The following is a 16681-nucleotide window of genomic DNA, read 5'->3' on the forward strand; positions in this document are numbered from 1 at the left end:
ATGACGGCGGCCCCGGGACAGCCCGGCGCTTCGGTCCTCGCCTGCGGCGAGGTGCGCACCTGCCTGCTGCCGTCGTCCCAGGCGCTGGACCGCCGGGCCGCCGCCCAGTTGCTCAGGCTGCGCGCCGACGAACCCGTCCGGGTCTCCGAACGGCCCGTCATGTACGCCCTGTCACCCGAGGTGCTGACCGGCGTGGACTGCCGGCTGCCGACCTCCAACGGCAGCAAGGTCCGGGCCGTCGGCACGGTCACCGGCCGCGCCGCGCTGACCGAGGGCCGTCTGTTGCAGTCGACCGCGTACTTCAGCGCCCCCGCGTCCGGCCCCGACACCCGGCGCCCCTGGGGTCAGTATCTGGTACGGCCGGGCCTGGTCGAACCGTTCGGCAAGCTGCCCCAGCAGGCGGCGGCGGAGGGTGTCCTGCGCGGCGCGGACAAGGGCGAGCTCCACCTCGGAATGATCGCCGAGGGCCTGCTGGCCCAACTGCGCCGGCACGCCTTCCTCGATCGCCGGGTGCCCTTCAAGTCCAGCCCCACCCGGCTGCGTTGGGTGGCCCGGCGGGATCCGGCCTCGGCGCGGGCCGCGCTGGTGAACTTCACCGTGGCCGAGGGCGGGCTGCGGACGATGGAGCTACGGCTCCCCATGGACGTTCCGGCTGCGGCGACGGCCGGTCTGTGCGAGGATCTCGCCCTGCACGACTGGCTTTTGACGACTGTTCAGCACATGCTGGACAACAGCCGTCTCGGTGCCACCGACGGGCCCACGGTCGTCGAGGCGCTCCATCCGGTCGTGGTGCACCTGCTGCATCTGTGGATGCCACGCGCGCACGTGGACCCCGCGCTGGGCCACCTGTGGGACGTGCTGGAAGAGAAGCCGGGGTTCTCCCGCCAATGGGCGAACCTGAGCCGGCGCATCAGAGACCGACTGGCCCTCCAGGCCGTGGCGACGCCGCATCAGGCGCTCAGCCCGCGCTGAGGAGAGGCACCGGGACAAGACACCCGACGGGGGATGAGACATGAGCGGAGCGTCATTAGGCAACAACGGGAGGGCGGCCCCGCAGGTTCAGCAACCGCGCAGGTCGAAGGTGTTGCTCAGAGTGCTGGTCGCGGGCGTGGCCGGCGCCGTGACCTTCCTCCTGAGCGGTCTTCTGAACCAGGAGGACGACAACCTGTGGGAGTGGACGATGTCCATCGTCCTCGGGTGCGCGGTGCTGATCGTGCAGTACCTGGTCGACTTCGGGGAGCGGTTCGAGAAGGTCGACCAGGGCTTCGCCGAGATCCTCTCCGCGACGGAGCTCTTCAGCCAGGTCGACGGTTCGGTGCTGCGGTCCGAGGAGGTGACCCGGCTGGTCCTCGGCTACACCAAGGTCCGTGAGCAGGGCGGCGACATCGTGCAGTCCTTCGCGGAGAAGGAGCTCGGCCGCCTCGCCAAGATGATGGAAGGGCTCGGCAGCGGCAGCGCGGACTGCCCCGGCGAGAACCACGAGTGGCTGATCGACATCACCGACTGCGTCAAGATGACCCTCGACGCCACCAGCACCTCGGTGGACCGGGAGTTCTGGACCAGCGGGCCCGCCGACCGGTACCTCGCCGCGCAGGAGAAGGCGATCAAGCGGCGGGGCGTGGAGATCCGGCGCCTGTTCATCGTACGGACCGAGGACGAGGTCACACCGGAGCTCAGGGCGCTGTGCGACGACCATCGCAGGCGGGGTATCGACGCGCGTATCGCGGTGCGGGCGCTGATGGAGTCCAACCCCCGGGTCAGCGACTTCATCGTCTTCGACGGCGAACTCTGCCACGAGACCAAGCCGGACCAGGAGAACAACCCGGACAGCACGCTGCTGAGCACCGATCCGGACCACATCGAGGACCACATCACCCAGTTCACCGAACTGTGGGCAGAGGCGGAACGCCAGACGACTCCGCGGGTCACCTCAGAGACGTGAGGAACCTGTCCCAGGCGGGCGCGGAGACGAGGAGTACGGGGCTGTCCGAGGCGAGCTTGGTGTCTCGGACAGGGACCGCGCCGGGGACTCCGTCGGCCACCTCGACGCAGTTGCCGCCATCGCCGTTGCTGTATGTGCTCTTGCGCCAGCGTGCGTTGCTCACGTCGTACTCGTGCATCGTCTGAAGTCCTCAGCCGCCGACTGGATCAGGGCGAGGGACGCCTCCGGCGACAACGCGGCACCCCTGAGCAGATCGTAGGCTCGGCTCGCTCGCTTCACCACCGCCGGGTCGTCCAGAAGGCTTCCCGAAAACGACGTCTCTGTATAGGCCGCTGGTGGCGCGTCATCGAACTCCATGAGTCGGAGCGAGCCGTTGTTCGCAGGCGCCCCTGCCGAGAACGGCAACACCTGCAACAGCACCTTGCGCTCGCGGGCCATGGTCGCAACGTGCTCCAGCGCCTCGGCCGCCGCCTTCGGCCCGCCGACCGGCACGCGGAGCACCGTCTCATGGACGATCGCCCAATACTCCGGCCTTGTTGCGTCCCTGAGGATCTGGGACCGCTCGGTGCGAGCCGTGACCCGCTCCTGGACCAGCTCGTCAGGAGCGAACGGGTGCGTCGCGACCACGAGCGCCGTTGTGTAGGAGGGCGTTTGGAGAAGCCCTGGGATGACCGAGGGCTCCCAGTCACAGATCTTCGTTGCCAGCCGCTCCAGATCCGCAGCGTGCGCAAAATAGTCGGCGTACCGGCGGTCGTTGATGAGCCGCCTCCACAGGCGCTCGAAAATACCGTCGGTCTGTAGCGCCTCGTCAATCCTCTGGGCGATATCCAGCTGCGGCTTTCGAATTGCCTGCTCGAACTGACCGATATAAGCGCCGGAAACGAAGACCCGCGCCCCCAGTTCCACCTGGCTGATCCCCGCATCCTCCCGGCGCCTCTTCAACTCCGCCCCGAAGAACTCCCACGCCGCCTGACGCGAACCATTGGCCATGGCCAACCCCCTTGTCCTGCCCTGCACTTGTAGCGCCCGTTCGTGGCACAGACTCCTGCCGAGTGTAGGCGTCGCAGGTCAGGATGGAGATGGAATGAGTGAAACCCAAATGGGAGGGGAGTGACGTGTCGGCACGACACTCGGCGCAGTGCGTCGAAGAAGCGGAGGATGCGGTGAAGGAATTGCGGGCGGCGCTCGAGAAGGCAGGAATTACGCTTCCGACACTCCGGATCGACCCGGGGAGTCTTGCGCGTGAAGCCCCGTGCCCGCTCGTCGAATTGGGCCGTTGTTCCGTCGCCACCGCGCAGCGCCTCGCGGCGGTGCTGCGATGAGGCCACCGATCGGGGCCTATGTCGTCGACACTCGTTCGGGTCGGATCGGTGTCGTGATGGGCCACGAGGGACCGTATGTGCAGCTGCGGCCGTACGGGGGCGGCAAGGAGTGGGACGCGGACCCGTCGGCCGTACGCAACGCGACGCCGGCCGAGCGGCTGCGCGCGGCGACGGCCTACGCCAACGCACGTAGCAGGGGTGAGGTTCCTTGACGTAGGGGCGGGCGCATAGGGTGCGGCGGCATGGCTTTGTGGAGATGGAGAAAGCGGGGTGTGAAGGCGGCCCGCCGCTACCCCGTGCCGCTCACCGCGCACCAGCTGTGGATGGTGTCGCTGAGCGCGCCGGTGAACCGGCACAAGGGCGCCTCACGGACCACGCTGTACCCGTATGTCCGGATCGACGACGACGGCGCCCGGCACCGGCTGGCCGACCAGTGGGACATCACCTCCCGCGAGCAGCTGGTCGGCCGCCTGGACGCGCTGGCCGGCAGCGGTTACCGGGCGCGGGCGCATCAGCTCACCGGTGTCGCCCCGCTCGCCTGGGACGCCGCCATGTACGTCGACATAGCCCGGCGCGGCTTCGCCTGCGGGCTGATCGGCGAGTCCGACGCCTGGACCGCCCTGAAGAACATCGTGCCGGCGGTGGCGGGGACGTACGGCTCGTGGCAGGAGTACGCCGATCACTATCTGCTGGGACGGCGGGTGTGGCGGGAGGGGCTGCGGGCACCGGGAGACCCCGAGCTGCCGCCGCAGACGGTCGCCGACGCCCATCTCCAGGCCCTCCTGGACCCGGCGAACCGCGCCAGCCCCTGGAACCGGGCTCCCTGGGACGCCATACGTGACCCCGACCGCCCCCTCCCCGTCTCCGGACGTACGAGAGAATGACCCCATGAGTCTCTTCCGGGACGACGGGATCGTCCTGCGGACGCAGAAGCTCGGCGAGGCCGACCGGATCATCACCCTGCTCACCCGCGGGCACGGGCGGGTGCGGGCCGTGGCTCGCGGGGTGCGGCGGACGAAGTCGAAGTTCGGCGCCCGGCTCGAACCGTTCTCCCACGTCGACGTGCAGTTCTTCGCGCGGGGCAGCGAGCTGATCGGGCGCGGGCTGCCGCTGTGCACCCAGAGCGAGACCATCGCCCCGTACGGCGGCGGCATCGTCAGCGACTACGCCCGCTACACCGCCGGGACGGCCATGCTGGAGACCGCCGAGCGGTTCACCGACCACGAGGGCGAGCCGGCCGTCCAGCAGTACCTGCTCCTCGTCGGCGCCCTGCGCACCCTGGCGCGCGCCGAGCACGCCCCCCATCTGGTGCTCGACGCCTTCCTGCTGCGCTCGCTCGCCGTCAACGGCTACGCCCCGAGCTTCAGCGACTGCGCGAAGTGCGGGATGCCCGGCCCGAACCGCTTCTTCTCGGTCGCCTCGGGCGGCTCGGTATGCGTCGACTGCCGGGTGCCCGGTAGCGTCGTACCGTCGCCGCAGACCTTGGAACTGCTCGCCGCGCTGCTCACGGGAGACTGGCAGACGGCGGACGCCTGCGAGGCGCGGTACGTCCGGGAGGGGAGCGGACTGGTCTCCGCCTACCTGCACTGGCACCTGGAGCGCGGGCTGCGCTCCCTTCGGTATGTCGAGAAGTAGAAGCTAGGGAGACGAGAAGCACATGGTCGTACGCGGGTTCCTGGGGCGCCAGCGCCGTGAGTACAGGACGCCGGAGCCGCATCCGTCGGGCGCCCGCGCGCCGAAGCTCCCCGGCGAGCTGATCCCCAAGCACGTGGCGATCGTCATGGACGGCAACGGCCGCTGGGCGAAGGAGCGCGGGCTGCCGCGCACCGAGGGGCACAAGGTCGGTGCCGAGCGGGTGCTGGACGTCCTCCAGGGCGCGATCGAGATGGGCGTGGGGGCGATCTCCCTGTACGCCTTCTCCACCGAGAACTGGAAGCGGTCACCGGACGAGGTGCGCTTCCTGATGAACTTCAACCGGGACTTCATCCGCAAGACCCGTGACCAGCTCGACGAGCTGGGCGTGCGGGTGCGCTGGGTCGGCCGGATGCCGAAGCTGTGGAAGTCGGTCGCCAAGGAGCTGGAGATCTCCCAGGAGCAGACCAAGGGCAACGACAAGCTGACCCTGTACTTCTGCATGAACTACGGCGGCCGGGCCGAGATCGCGGACGCCGCGCAGGCCCTCGCGGAGGATGTGAAGGCCGGCCGGCTGGACCCGTCGAAGGTGACCGAGAAGACCTTCGCGAAGTACCTGTACTACCCGGACATGCCGGACGTGGACCTCTTCCTGCGCCCGAGCGGCGAGCAGCGCACCTCCAACTACCTGCTCTGGCAGAGCGCCTACGCCGAGATGGTCTTCCAGGACGTCCTGTGGCCGGACTTCGACCGCCGCGACCTGTGGCGGGCGTGCGTGGAGTTCGCCTCCCGCGACCGGCGGTTCGGCGGGGCCATCCCGAACGAGGAGCTGCTCGCCATGGAGGGCCGCCCCGAAGAGGGCTGAGCCACACAGTACGATCCCGCCTCATGGTCATGGACATGAACATGGGGCGGGACGCCGTACAGGACGGCGTGGTCGAGCTCGAGTACGAGCCGACCGTGCAGGACGTGACGCAGGCACTCAGGGCGCGGCTGCGCGCCAGTCGGTCGGGACGGATGCAGCGGTGGCTGCCCGGCGTGCTGGCCGTGCTCGGGGCATTGCAGCTGGCACTCATGATCGCCACCGGCGGCGGGGCGCTCGGGCTCACACTGTGGTCGCTGCTCGCGGCGGCGCTGGTGGCGGCCATACCGTGGCTTCAGGCCCGCCAGGTGCACGGGCTGGCCAAACGGCAGGGCATCTTCCGCGCGAGGGTGTCGGACACCGGGGTGCAGGTGGTCACCGACCATTCCACGATGGCGTTCGACTGGGCCGCCATGCCGCGCTTCGCGGAGACCACGGACGTGTTCGTCCTGCTCAGCGGCGACAACAAGGCCGTCGGCGTGACGGTCCTGCCCAAGCGGGGAGTGCGGGACGAGCAGGACGTGGAGCGCCTGCGGGCCATGCTGCACCGTCACCTCACGCACGTCTGACGCCCGCGCGTGCCGTGCGCGGCGGCGCTGTGGCCGCCGCGCTGCGAACCGCGCCGCCCCGGGTCCGGGGGCGGCGCTCAGTTGGTGGCGGCCGCGCACTCCACGCAGGTGCCGAAGATCTCCACCGTGTGCGCCACGTTCACATAGCCGTGCTCGGCGGCGATGGCGTCCGCCCACTTCTCCACGGCCGGGCCCTCGACCTCCACGGCCTTGCCGCAGACGCGGCAGACGAGGTGGTGGTGGTGCTCGCCGGTCGAGCAGCGGCGGTAGACCGACTCGCCGTCGGAGGTGCGCAGGACGTCGACCTCACCGGCGTCGGCGAGGGACTGCAGGGTGCGGTACACCGTCGTCAGCCCGACCGAGTCGCCCTTGTGCTTGAGCATGTCGTGGAGCTCCTGCGCGCTGCGGAACTCGTCGACCTCGTCGAGAGCCGCCGCCACGGCGGCCCGCTGCCGGGTGGCTCGGCCCTTCACGGGCGGTCCAGCGGTCGTCACCGGTTGCCTCCAAACGTCTGCGCCTTGCCGGGCCATTGTGCCAGCCCGCACTGTCGGCGGTCAGACGCCGACCTTCCCGTCGGTCCCCCGGCCGGCCGGAATCACACACTCCGCCGGATCGCCGGAGGGGTGCGCGGCGGCCAGGGCGCGGGCCCTGCGGCGGGCCAGCGGAACCGCCAGCGCCGTCAGCGCGACGAACGCCCCGATGGTCAGCAGCACGATCGTCGCGCCGGGCGGAACGTCCTGGTAGTACGAGGTCACCGTGCCGCCGAGCGTCACCGTGATCCCGATGGCGACGGCGATCGCGAACGTCGCCGCGAAGCTGCGGGTCAGCTGCTGGGCCGCCGCCACCGGCACCACCATCAGCGCGCTCACCAGCAGCAGCCCGACCACGCGCATCGCGACCGTCACCGTCACCGCTGCGGTGATCGCCGTCAGCAGGTTCAGGGCGCGTACCGGAAGGCCGGTGACCCGGGCGAACTCCTCGTCCTGGCTGACCGCGAACAGCTGGCGGCGCAGTCCCAGTGTGACGAGAACCACGAAGGCGGCGAGCAGGATGATCGCCGTCACGTCCGACTCGCTCACCGTCGACAGCGAGCCGAAGAGGTACGAGGTGAGGTTGGCGTTGGAGCCGTTCGGCGCGAGGTTGATGAACATCACGCCGCCGGCCATGCCGCCGTAGAAGAGCATCGCGAGGGCGATGTCGCCGCGGGTGCGGCCGTACCAGCGGATCAGCTCCATCAGCACGGCGCCCAGCACGGAGACGAGGGTGGCCATCCACACCGGGGACCAGCTGAGCAGGAAGCCGAGGCCGACGCCGGTCATCGCCACGTGGCCGATGCCGTCGCCCATCAGGGCCTGGCGGCGCTGGACGAGGTAGATGCCGACAGCGGGCGCGGTGATGCCGACCAGGACGGCGGCGAGCAGCGCCCGCTGCATGAAGTCGTAGTTCAGGAAGTCCATCAGCTCAGCAGCCCCGTCCGGATCGGTTCGGCGTCGTGGGCCGCGTGCGGGTGTACATGGTCGTGGCCGGGCAGCGCGTGCTGGCCGACGGCCTTCGGGGGCGGGCCGTCGTGCGTCACGCAGCCGTCGCGCAGCACGACCGCCCGGTCGATCAAGGGCTCCAGCGGGCCGAGTTCATGCAGTACGAGAAGGACGGTCGCGCCGGCCGCGACCTGCGCCGTGAGGGTGTGCGCGAGCACCTCCTGGCTGGCCAGGTCCACGCCGGCCATCGGCTCGTCCATGATCAGCAGTTCGGGCTCGGGGGCCAGGGCACGCGCGATGAGCACCCGCTGGTGCTGGCCGCCGGAGAGGGCACTCACCGAGTCCTTGACCCGGTCCGCCATGCCGACCAGGTCCAGGGCCTGGCGTACGGCCTCGTGGTCGGCCTTGCGGAAGACGCCGAAGCGGGTGCGCGAGAGGCGGCCCGAGGAGACGACCTCGCCGACGGTGGCGGGCACCCCGCCCGCGGCCGTGGTGCGCTGCGGGACATAGCCCACGCGCCGCCAGTCGCGGAACCGGCGCCGGTCGGTGCCGAACAGCTCGATCTCGCCGGCGCTGACCGGCACCTGGCCGATGATGCTGCGCACGGCGGTCGACTTGCCCGAGCCGTTGGCGCCGAGCAGCGCGACGACCTCGCCGCGGCGCACGGTCAGGTCGATGCCGCGCAGGACGGGGCGCGAGCCCAGCTCGGCGCGGACCTCGCGCAGCGATATGACGGGCTCGGTCATGCCGTCCTCCACAGGGTTGGTCACTTGGCTCCCAGGGCGGTCTTCAGGGCCGTGAGGTTGGCCTGCATGACCCCGAAGTAGTCGTCGCCCTTGGACTTGTCGGTGATGCCCTCGAGCGGGTCGAGGACATCCGTCTTCAGGCCGGCGTCGTCGGCGAGGGTCCTCGCGGTCTTGTCGGACACCAGTGTCTCGTAGAACACGGTGGTGACCCCGTCGGTCTTCGCCTCGTCACGCAGCTGCTTGATGCGCGCCGGGCTGGGCTCGCTCTGCGGGTCGACGCCGGCGATGGCCTCCTGGGTGAGGCCGTAGCGCTCGGCGAAGTAGCCGAAGGACGCGTGGTTGGTGAAGAAGACCTTGGTCTTGGTGTTCTTGAGCCCGTCGGCGAACTCGCGGTCGAGCCCGTCGAGGTTCTTCACCAGTGCCGCGGTGTTCTTCTTGTAGTCGGCCGCGTGGTCCGGGTCCGCCTTCTCGAAGGCGGCGCCGACGCCCTTGGCGATCTCGGCGTACTTCACCGGGTCGAGCCAGACGTGGGGGTCGAGGGCGTGCCCCTCCTCCTCGGAGTGGGCCTCCCCGCCCTCGTGCTCGTGCTCGACGTCGCCGTGGTCCTCCAGCTCGGTCAGGGTGGCGGCGTCGATCTTCGTCTTCAGGCCCGACTGCTCGACGGCCTCGTCGACGGTGGGCTGGAGTCCCTTGAGGAAGAGGGCCGCGTCCGCGTCCTCCAGCTGGGCCCGCTGCTGGGCGCTGATCTCCAGGTCGTGCGGCTCCTGGCCGGGTTCGGTCAGCGTGCTGACATTGACATGCTCCCCGCCGATCCGCTCGGCGAGGAACTGCATCGGGTAGAAGGACGCGACGACGTCGAACTTGTCCGTGTTGCCCGCGGCCGCGCTGTCCGAGGAGCAGGCGGAGAGGGTGCCGATGCCGAGGGCGGTGACGGCGGCGAGCGCAACCCCGGATATGTGATGTCGTCGTACGTTCATGACAGTCATTTTCAGCAGTAGTGGAAACCATTGTCAACAAGCGTGAGCAGCGGTCCACAGAGCGCTACCGATTTGATTGAGGGGGAGCCCCCGCCGGTACCCTGAAGCATTCGCTGTGAAGCGCCTCGCTTCGTCGCCCGTCGTCGTAATGAAGAGAGCACCGTGGCCGCCGACAAGATCGACACCATCGTCAGCCTGAGCAAGCGCCGTGGCTTCGTATTCCCGTGCAGTGAGATCTACGGCGGCCAGCGCGCCGCCTGGGACTACGGACCGCTGGGTGTCGAGCTCAAGGAGAACCTGAAGCGTCAGTGGTGGCGTTACATGGTGACGTCGCGCGAGGACGTGGTCGGCATCGACTCGTCCGTGATCCTGGCCCCCGAGGTCTGGGTCGCCTCCGGTCACGTCGCCACCTTCACGGACCCGCTGACCGAATGCACCTCCTGCCACAAGCGGTTCCGCGCGGACCACCTGGAGGAGGCGTACGAGGCCAAGAAGGGCCACCTCCCGGAGAACGGCCTGGCCGACGTCAACTGCCCCAACTGCGGCAACAAGGGCCAGTTCACCGAGCCCAAGCAGTTCTCGGGCCTGCTCTCCACGCACCTCGGCCCGACCCAGGACAGCGGCTCCATCGCCTACCTGCGCCCCGAGACCGCGCAGGGCATCTTCACCAACTTCGCCCAGGTGCAGACCACCTCGCGCCGCAAGCCGCCGTTCGGCATCGCGCAGATGGGCAAGTCCTTCCGCAACGAGATCACGCCCGGCAACTTCATCTTCCGCACCCGCGAGTTCGAGCAGATGGAGATGGAGTTCTTCGTCAAGCCGGGCGAGGACGAGAAGTGGCAGGAGTACTGGATGGAGCAGCGCTGGAACTGGTACACCGGCCTGGGCCTGCGCGAGGAGAACATGCGGTGGTACGAGCACCCGAAGGAGAAGCTCTCCCACTACTCCAAGCGCACCGCTGACATCGAGTACCGCTTCCAGTTCGGCGGCAACGAGTGGGGCGAGCTGGAGGGTGTCGCCAACCGCACCGACTACGACCTCGGCGCCCACTCCAAGGCCTCCGGCCAGGACCTCTCCTACTTCGACCAGGAGGCCGGCGAGCGCTGGACGCCGTACGTCATCGAGCCTGCGGCCGGTGTCGGCCGCGCGATGCTCGCCTTCCTCCTCGACGCCTACGTCGAGGACGAGGCGCCCAACGCCAAGGGCAAGATGGAGAAGCGCACCGTGCTGCGCCTGGACCACCGCCTCGCCCCCGTGAAGGTCGCGGTGCTCCCGCTCTCCCGCAACCCGGAGCTCTCCCCGAAGGCCAAGGGCCTCGCCCAGGCGCTCCGCCAGAACTGGAACATCGAGTTCGACGACGCCGGCGCCATCGGCCGCCGCTACCGCCGCCAGGACGAGATCGGCACGCCGTTCTGCGTGACGGTCGACTTCGACACCCTGGACGACAACGCGGTGACGGTGCGCGAGCGCGACTCGATGAAGCAGGAGCGCGTGTCGCTGGACCAGATCGAGGGCTACCTGGCGAGCCGGCTGATCGGCGCGTGATCAGAAACCAGAGCTGAAGCTGACGGGAGACGCCACGTCTCCCGTCAGCTTTTTGCCGTCGGGACGGTAGACGGTGCACATGACGTACCGGAAGCCGCTCTTCCAGTCGGTGTCGTTCGTCCAGCCCTGGAGGTCCGCGCCTTCCGGCATGTTCACCGACTGGTACTTGTTGGCGCACAGCTTGTACGCCTGGTCGTAGCCTTCCTTGTGATCCAGGCCCGCGGGCGCCTGCACGAAGCCGACCACCTGGTCGTCATGCGCGGTGGCGCAGTCGGCGAGATAGAGCCGGACGCCGTCTCCGCTCGGCTTCTTGGTGAAGCAGTCCCCGACCGCGCCATTGGTCAGGAAGAACTCCTCGCCCATGGCGCGGTGATCGCCGACCGGCCCGTACAGGGCCGCGGTCTTGTTGAAGACCAGGCATGCCGTCCTGTGCACGCCCGCTTCCCATCCCTGCTCGCTCGGGACGAGCGCATACGGCTGCGCGTCGGGCATGTTCTTCACGGTCTTGTCCGAGAGGCTCTCGCAGCGGTCGGCGCCGTTCTCCCGCGCGTCGTCGAGCGAGGTGGCCACGTCCGTCCCGATCACCTGGCCGTCCACGGAATCGCGAGCTTCCCGGCAGTCGACGACCCCGACGGAATTCGGCCGGCCCTTCAGCTTCCCCTGGCCCCAGACCGTGGAGACGCAGTCCCCGGACTTCAGTTCCTTGGTCAGCTCGACCTGATCCCCATAGGGCCGCACCGGCGCTGTCGGGCCGGTCGGACTCACCGCGTCCGCGACCGGCTGCTTGTCCGCGCCGCCGACCAGCGACGAGCCCGCCCACACGCCGCCGCCGACGAGGAGCACGACGACGGCCACCAGGGCGATGACGGACTTGCGGGAACGCCGGTACGGCGTACGGCGGGACTCGGGCTCGGGCTCGCGGCTGGGCCCGGGTGCAGGCGTGTCGGGTGGCCGGCGGTCGCCCGGCGATACGACCTCCGTCTCGGTCGGTTGCGGCGCCGGAGCGGGTGTCGGCGTCGGGGCGGGTGTCGGGGACGGCTCCGTCGGCCGAGGCGGCTCCGGGATCCGGGTCGGCCCGGAGGCCATCGCCGCCAACTCCGCGAGCCTGCGGGCGGCCTCCTCCGCGTCCATCCGCTGTTCCGGCTCCTTGGCCAGCAAACCGGTGAGGACGGGGGAGAGTTCCCCCGCACCCTCGGGCGGTGCGGGCTCCTCGAAGAGAAGAGCGGTCAGCGTGGAGGCTTCCGAGTCGCGGTCGAAGGGCCCGTTGCCCGTGACGGCGAAATAGAGCGTGGCACCGAGGGAGAACAAGTCGGAGGCGGGGCTCGGCTGCGCGCCGCGGGCCCGTTCGGGCGCCAGGAATCCGCTGGTTCCGACGACTTTGGACACGTCGGTGAGGCGCGGCTCGCCGGAGTCGGCTCGCAGGGCGATGCCGTAGTCCGTCAGCAGGATCTGACCCGCCTCCCCGCGGGCCGCGGCGGGCTGCTCGGGCCTCGTCAGCAGGATGTTGGCGGGTTTGACATCGCGGTGCAGGATGCCGAGGCGGTGGCCCTCCATGAGCGCGTCCAGGACGGCCAGTCCGACCCGGGCGGCCTCCGGCACGTCCAGCGGCCCATGCCGGCGTACGACTTCCTGGAGATTGATCGCGCCCGGCACGTACGCCATCACGATCCACGGCAGCTTGTCCTCCTCGACGACGTCGTGGACCGTGGCCACATGGGGATGGTCGCGCAACCGGGCGGCCAGACGGGCCTCCTGCCGGGCCCGGGCCACCCGGGAGGTGAGTTCCGCTTCCGGCAGGTCCCGCGCGAAGGTGATCTGCTTGACGGCGACCTCGCAAGCCAGCTCGAGGTCGTAGGCGCGCCAGACCCGGCCCATGCCCCCGGCGCCGATCTCGCGCAGGAGCCGGTATCGCCCCGCGACCACCCGTCCCGTGCTGTCGTCGAAGCCCGACATGACAAGCCTCCGCCGAGACGTCAGATGGGCAGGATCCCCGTGGCGTTACCGCCGGTCAGTCCCTCTGTAATGACCGTAGACCCAGGGGGAGACAGGTGCAATTCGGGCAATTTCGGCCGGAGTTGGTTGCCTGGTCAACCTCGGGCGAGGGTGTCGGCCGCCGACGGTCACAGGTCCAGGTCGGCGTACAGCGCCGCGTGGTCGGAGGCGGCGGTGACCTTTGAGGTCACCTCCTCGAAGCGCTTGATCTCCGGGGGCGGGTTCCAGAAGATTCCGCGGGTCTCGAGGCCGACGTGCTGGACCCGGTGCCACAGCTGGGGTGGCAGCAGCAGGTAGTCGATCTTGCGGTCGGCCGTGTCGCACGGGGCGAAGGTGCCGGGGGGTCCTCCGTAGGCGGAGTGGCTCATCACGTCGCGCAGGCCGGTGTCCAGCAGCGCGTCGAGCGGCTCGCTCTCCGGGTGGTCGTTGAGGTCGCCGGCGACCACGACGTGCGGGGTGCGCTCCCGGGCCGCCTCGTAGATCTCCGCGACCCGCTTGGCCTGGGCGAGCCGCAGCAGCGGATCGTCGTTGCTCTTGCTCTTGAGATGGTTGCCGAGTAGCACCAACGGCGTTCCGTTGACCTGGATCTCGAACTCGGGGCAGTCGCGGCTGAACAGGTGCTCTCCGGGGCGGTCGGGGTCCGGGTCGAAGATGTGGGGCCGTACGGACGTGATCGGGTGGCGGCTGAGGAGGCCGATGTCGATGCCCCGGCTGTCGTTGCCGTCGATCAGCATGCTGTAGGGGTACGGCCGCCTGCCGAGCGCGCCGGCCAGGATCTGCGCGTTGAAGCGGTCCAGCGTGATCCGGTCCTCGACCTCCACCATGAGCAGGATGTCGGCGTCGACCTCGTCGACCACCCGGCCCGTGTTGCGTACCGCCTCCGTGTCGACGTCGTCCCGGACGAGTTCGGCCCAACCGGCCCATTCCCCACGGCCCTTGGCCACGACCTTGACCTTGAAGTCGTCGTCCTCCGGCCGCCCGTCCAGCACGAAGAGCTTGCCGCCGCTGAAGCGGGTCTGATTGATGTAGATCGGCGGCGGGTTCCCGGGGGTCAGCTCGTAGGCCCCGTGCTTCTTGATGAGCGCGGAGATCCGCGTCTTGTCGTCGTTGTCGTAGGTCGTCAGGTTCAGCAGGGCGACCAAGGTGCTGAAATCGGAGAGGACTTCGTTCCGCTTCGTGGCATCCGGCAGGTTGAAGGCTTTGGGCCGGCGGAAGAGGTTCTCCGCGTTGAAGGTGGCGATACGGACGATCATGGCGCGCCTCCTCGGGCGGCGCAGAGGTGCCGCTCGGACGACGGCAGGCGCCGCCGGGGTGACTGCGCGCCGACGATGACCATTCTCCGAGCGGCCGGCAGGGGTGTCCAACGGAGCCGATTGGCCCGCCACCGGGGACCTCGATTGGTCCGGTGCCCCGGGGCGCAGCCGCAGCAGGGTGAGGGGCATGAGTATCGCCTTCCTCCTCACCACCCTCGTCGTCGTCGCCACCCCCGGCACCGGCGTCGTCCACACCCTCGCCGCCGGGCTTGCCCGTGGCCGCCGGGCAGGCGTGCTCGCGGCGTTCGCCTGCACGCTCGGGATCGTGCCGCACATGCTGGCCACCGTCACCGGCGCGGCCGCGCTGCTGCACGCGAGCGCGACCGCCTTCCACATCCTCAAGTACGCCGGTGTCGCCTACCTGCTGTACATGGCGTGGGCGACGCTCAGGGACCGTGCGGCCCTCGCCGTCACCACCGAGGACGCGGGGCCGGTGCCCGCCCGGCAGGTCATCGTGCGCGGGGTGCTCATCAATCTGCTCAACCCGAAGCTGACGGTCTTCTTCTTCGCCTTCCTGCCCCAGTTCGTCGACCCGGACGGACCGGGTGCCCTGCCGGGGATGCTGGCGCTCAGCGGGGTGTTCATGCTGGCGACCTTCGTCGTCTTCGCGGTCTACGGCGTGCTCGCCGCCTCCGTCCGCAGCAAGGTCATCTCACGGCCCGCGGTGATGACCTGGCTGCGCCGGAGTTTCGCCGGGTCCTTCCTGGCACTGGGGGCGAAGCTGGCCCTCACCACCCGGTAGGCGTGTGGGCGACCGTGAACAGCCGGTCGGCGCCCGGGCTTTCGAGTTCGTCCAGGACCGCGACGGCCAGATCCTCGGCGCTGATCCAGGAGCGGCCGTCGGCGGAGGTGAGCAGGGTGTCGGTGCCGCGCCGGTGGCGTCCGGTCCGCTCACCCGGCTCCAGCAGGGCGGGCGGCGCCAGATAGACCCAGTCGCGGTGGGCGTGCGCCTCGCAGGCCCGCAGCTGGGCGACCCCGGCCGCGGCGACCGGCCGCACCTCGGCGGGCACGTACGCGGAGTTGTCGGCGACCAGCAGCGCGGGGTCCCCGGGGCTGCGCAGCACCCCGGCGCCGCCGACCACGAGGGTGCGTATGCCGGTGTCCAGCACGGCACGGGTCGTAGCGACGAGGAAGTCCCCGTCGGCCGGCTCGGTCCGCACGGCGACCACCACGGCGTCCGCGCCCGCGAGGGCCTCGCGCAGGGCGTCCGGGTCGCTCGCGTCCACCGCGTACGGCGTCACGTTCGGGTCGTCGGCCGCGGGCTTGCGGGACAGCGCGCGCACCCGGTGTCCGCGGGCGGCGGCCTCGGTGACGACCCGGCTGCCGACCATGCCGGTGGCGCCGAGCACGGCGATGGTGAGGTGCTTCGTCATGGAATCCGCTCTCCTTGTGAACAGGCGTGTCAGATCGGGGGTGTTGAACTGCGCGGCGAGCAGGGCGGCCAGGGCGAGGACGAAGCCGATCACCTGGAGGGCGCCCAGCGTCTCGCCGAGTGCGAGGCCCACCAGGGTCGCGACCAGCGGGGACAGCAGCACCAGCGGGGCGGACGCGCCGACCGGGAGCCGGCCGAGCCCGCGGAACCAGAGCGTGAACGAGATCAGCCCGGCCATGCTGCCGAGCCAGAGGTAGCCGAGGACCGCCTCGGCGTCGATCACGGGCGGCGCGCCCTCGAAGACGGCGGTGAGCGGCAGCAACACCAGTCCGCCGACGGTCAGTTGCCAGCCCGCGAGGGTCATCGGACCGACTCCGGCCGGCCGGCCCCACCGCTTGGTGAGGACGACTCCGGCCGCCATGCCCGCCGTACCGCCGAGACCCGCGAGCACCCCGACCGCGTCCAGCCGGGCCTCCGGACCGAGCACCACGAGCCCGACGCCGAGCACGCCGAGCAGGCCCCAGCTCCAGGCCCAGGCCGTGGCCCGCTGGTGGAGCAGCGGTACGGCCAGCCCGGCGACCAGCAGCGGCTGGACGGCGCCGAGCGTGCCGGCCACGCCTCCGGGCAGGCGCTCCGCCGCCACGAACAGCAGCGGGAACAGCGCGCCGATGTTGAGGGTGCCGAGCACCGCCGCCTTCCACCACCAGTCGCCGCGCGGCAGGACCCGGGTGACCGCCAGCGCCAGCAGCCCGGCGGGCAGGGCCCGCAGCACCGCGGCGAACAGCGGGTGCCCGGGCGGCAGCAGCTGCGTGGTCACGGCGTAGGTCGTGCCCCAGGACGCGGGGGCGAGGGCGGTCAGAGCGACGGTCGAGGCGTGCCGGGCGGAGGAGTTGGGCATGTCCCGCAGTCTCGGCCCGCCACAGCCATGCCT

At 70.2% G+C, this 16681-nt stretch carries 19 protein-coding genes; 10 read left to right on the forward strand and 9 right to left on the reverse strand.

Features of this window, described 5'->3' with window-relative positions; genetic code table 11:
* On the forward strand, positions 1-972 hold the full coding sequence (locus ACHBTE_RS14135; protein ID WP_394724114.1) for an SCO2521 family protein: 972 nt from the start codon (positions 1-3) through the stop codon (positions 970-972).
* Between the two features lie 121 nt (positions 973-1093).
* Positions 1094-1942, forward strand: a complete 849-nt coding sequence (locus tag ACHBTE_RS14140; protein ID WP_394724116.1) for a DUF6879 family protein — start codon at positions 1094-1096, stop codon at positions 1940-1942.
* On the opposite strand, the gene ACHBTE_RS14145 is transcribed toward ACHBTE_RS14140, so the two are convergent.
* Both ACHBTE_RS14145 and ACHBTE_RS14150 read right to left on the reverse strand, forming a co-directional pair.
* On the reverse strand, positions 1926-2120 hold the full coding sequence (locus tag ACHBTE_RS14145) for a DUF397 domain-containing protein (protein ID WP_394724117.1): 195 nt from the start codon (positions 2118-2120) through the stop codon (positions 1926-1928). The two genes, ACHBTE_RS14140 and ACHBTE_RS14145, sit on opposite strands and share 17 nt — an antisense overlap.
* Positions 2102-2932, reverse strand: coding sequence for a Scr1 family TA system antitoxin-like transcriptional regulator (locus ACHBTE_RS14150; protein WP_394724118.1), 831 nt, complete (start codon positions 2930-2932; stop codon positions 2102-2104). Before ACHBTE_RS14150 ends, ACHBTE_RS14145 begins: the two co-directional genes overlap by 19 nt.
* Positions 2933-3057: 125 nt before the next feature.
* On the opposite strand from ACHBTE_RS14150, the gene ACHBTE_RS14155 reads away from it, so the two are divergent.
* The 6 genes from ACHBTE_RS14155 to ACHBTE_RS14180 are packed head-to-tail and all read left to right on the forward strand — an operon-like array spanning position 3058 to position 6327.
* Positions 3058-3264, forward strand: coding sequence for a hypothetical protein (locus tag ACHBTE_RS14155; protein ID WP_394724178.1), 207 nt, complete (start codon positions 3058-3060; stop codon positions 3262-3264).
* Positions 3261-3476, forward strand: a complete 216-nt coding sequence (locus tag ACHBTE_RS14160) for a hypothetical protein (protein WP_394724119.1) — start codon at positions 3261-3263, stop codon at positions 3474-3476. The genes ACHBTE_RS14155 and ACHBTE_RS14160 overlap by 4 nt, the downstream gene beginning before the upstream one ends.
* 30 nt (positions 3477-3506) lie before the next feature.
* A complete protein-coding gene (locus ACHBTE_RS14165; RefSeq protein WP_394724120.1) occupies positions 3507-4148 on the forward strand; it encodes a DUF1266 domain-containing protein in 642 nt (213 codons plus the stop codon).
* A 4-nt stretch (positions 4149-4152) separates the two neighbouring features.
* A complete protein-coding gene (gene recO / locus ACHBTE_RS14170) occupies positions 4153-4899 on the forward strand; it encodes a DNA repair protein RecO (RefSeq protein WP_394724121.1) in 747 nt (248 codons plus the stop codon).
* 22 nt (positions 4900-4921) lie between these two features.
* Complete coding sequence (locus ACHBTE_RS14175) at positions 4922-5761, forward strand: isoprenyl transferase (protein ID WP_394724122.1); 840 nt, start codon at positions 4922-4924, stop codon at positions 5759-5761.
* 23 nt (positions 5762-5784) lie between these two features.
* Positions 5785-6327 (forward strand): YcxB family protein, encoded by a 543-nt coding sequence (locus ACHBTE_RS14180; protein ID WP_394724123.1) that lies wholly within the window; start codon positions 5785-5787, stop codon positions 6325-6327.
* A 77-nt stretch (positions 6328-6404) separates the two neighbouring features.
* On the opposite strand, the gene ACHBTE_RS14185 is transcribed toward ACHBTE_RS14180, so the two are convergent.
* The 4 genes from ACHBTE_RS14185 to ACHBTE_RS14200 are packed head-to-tail and all read right to left on the reverse strand — an operon-like array spanning position 6405 to position 9528.
* Positions 6405-6821, reverse strand: coding sequence for a Fur family transcriptional regulator (locus tag ACHBTE_RS14185; RefSeq protein WP_394724124.1), 417 nt, complete (start codon positions 6819-6821; stop codon positions 6405-6407).
* A gap of 60 nt (positions 6822-6881) precedes the next feature.
* Complete coding sequence (locus ACHBTE_RS14190; RefSeq protein WP_394724125.1) at positions 6882-7784, reverse strand: metal ABC transporter permease; 903 nt, start codon at positions 7782-7784, stop codon at positions 6882-6884.
* Positions 7784-8551 (reverse strand): metal ABC transporter ATP-binding protein, encoded by a 768-nt coding sequence (locus tag ACHBTE_RS14195; protein WP_394724126.1) that lies wholly within the window; start codon positions 8549-8551, stop codon positions 7784-7786. The genes ACHBTE_RS14190 and ACHBTE_RS14195 overlap by 1 nt, the downstream gene beginning before the upstream one ends.
* A gap of 20 nt (positions 8552-8571) precedes the next feature.
* The gene (locus ACHBTE_RS14200; RefSeq protein WP_394724127.1) at positions 8572-9528 is read right to left on the reverse strand and encodes a zinc ABC transporter substrate-binding protein; all 957 of its coding nucleotides are present in this window, start codon (positions 9526-9528) and stop codon (positions 8572-8574) included.
* Between the two features lie 162 nt (positions 9529-9690).
* On the opposite strand from ACHBTE_RS14200, the gene ACHBTE_RS14205 reads away from it, so the two are divergent.
* Positions 9691-11073: a glycine--tRNA ligase gene (locus ACHBTE_RS14205; protein ID WP_234768069.1), complete on the forward strand. Its 1383-nt coding sequence runs from the start codon at positions 9691-9693 to the stop codon at positions 11071-11073.
* Here ACHBTE_RS14205 and ACHBTE_RS14210 read toward each other — a convergent pair whose 3' ends face one another.
* A complete protein-coding gene (locus ACHBTE_RS14210; protein WP_394724128.1) occupies positions 11074-13026 on the reverse strand; it encodes a protein kinase in 1953 nt (650 codons plus the stop codon).
* A 167-nt stretch (positions 13027-13193) separates the two neighbouring features.
* Entirely contained in the window at positions 13194-14318 is a 1125-nt protein-coding gene (locus ACHBTE_RS14215) for an endonuclease/exonuclease/phosphatase family protein (protein ID WP_394724129.1), read from the reverse strand.
* 187 nt (positions 14319-14505) lie between these two features.
* Between ACHBTE_RS14215 and ACHBTE_RS14220 the strand changes: the two genes are divergently transcribed.
* A complete protein-coding gene (locus ACHBTE_RS14220; RefSeq protein WP_394724131.1) occupies positions 14506-15120 on the forward strand; it encodes a LysE family translocator in 615 nt (204 codons plus the stop codon).
* On the opposite strand, the gene ACHBTE_RS14225 is transcribed toward ACHBTE_RS14220, so the two are convergent.
* A complete protein-coding gene (locus ACHBTE_RS14225) occupies positions 15107-16648 on the reverse strand; it encodes an EamA family transporter (RefSeq protein ID WP_394724133.1) in 1542 nt (513 codons plus the stop codon). The genes ACHBTE_RS14220 and ACHBTE_RS14225 overlap by 14 nt on opposite strands.
* Positions 16649-16681 lie beyond the last annotated feature (33 nt).

This window comes from Streptomyces sp. M41 (assembly GCF_043673425.1).
In the GTDB taxonomy this organism is placed as follows: Bacteria; Actinomycetota; Actinomycetes; order Streptomycetales; family Streptomycetaceae; genus Streptomyces.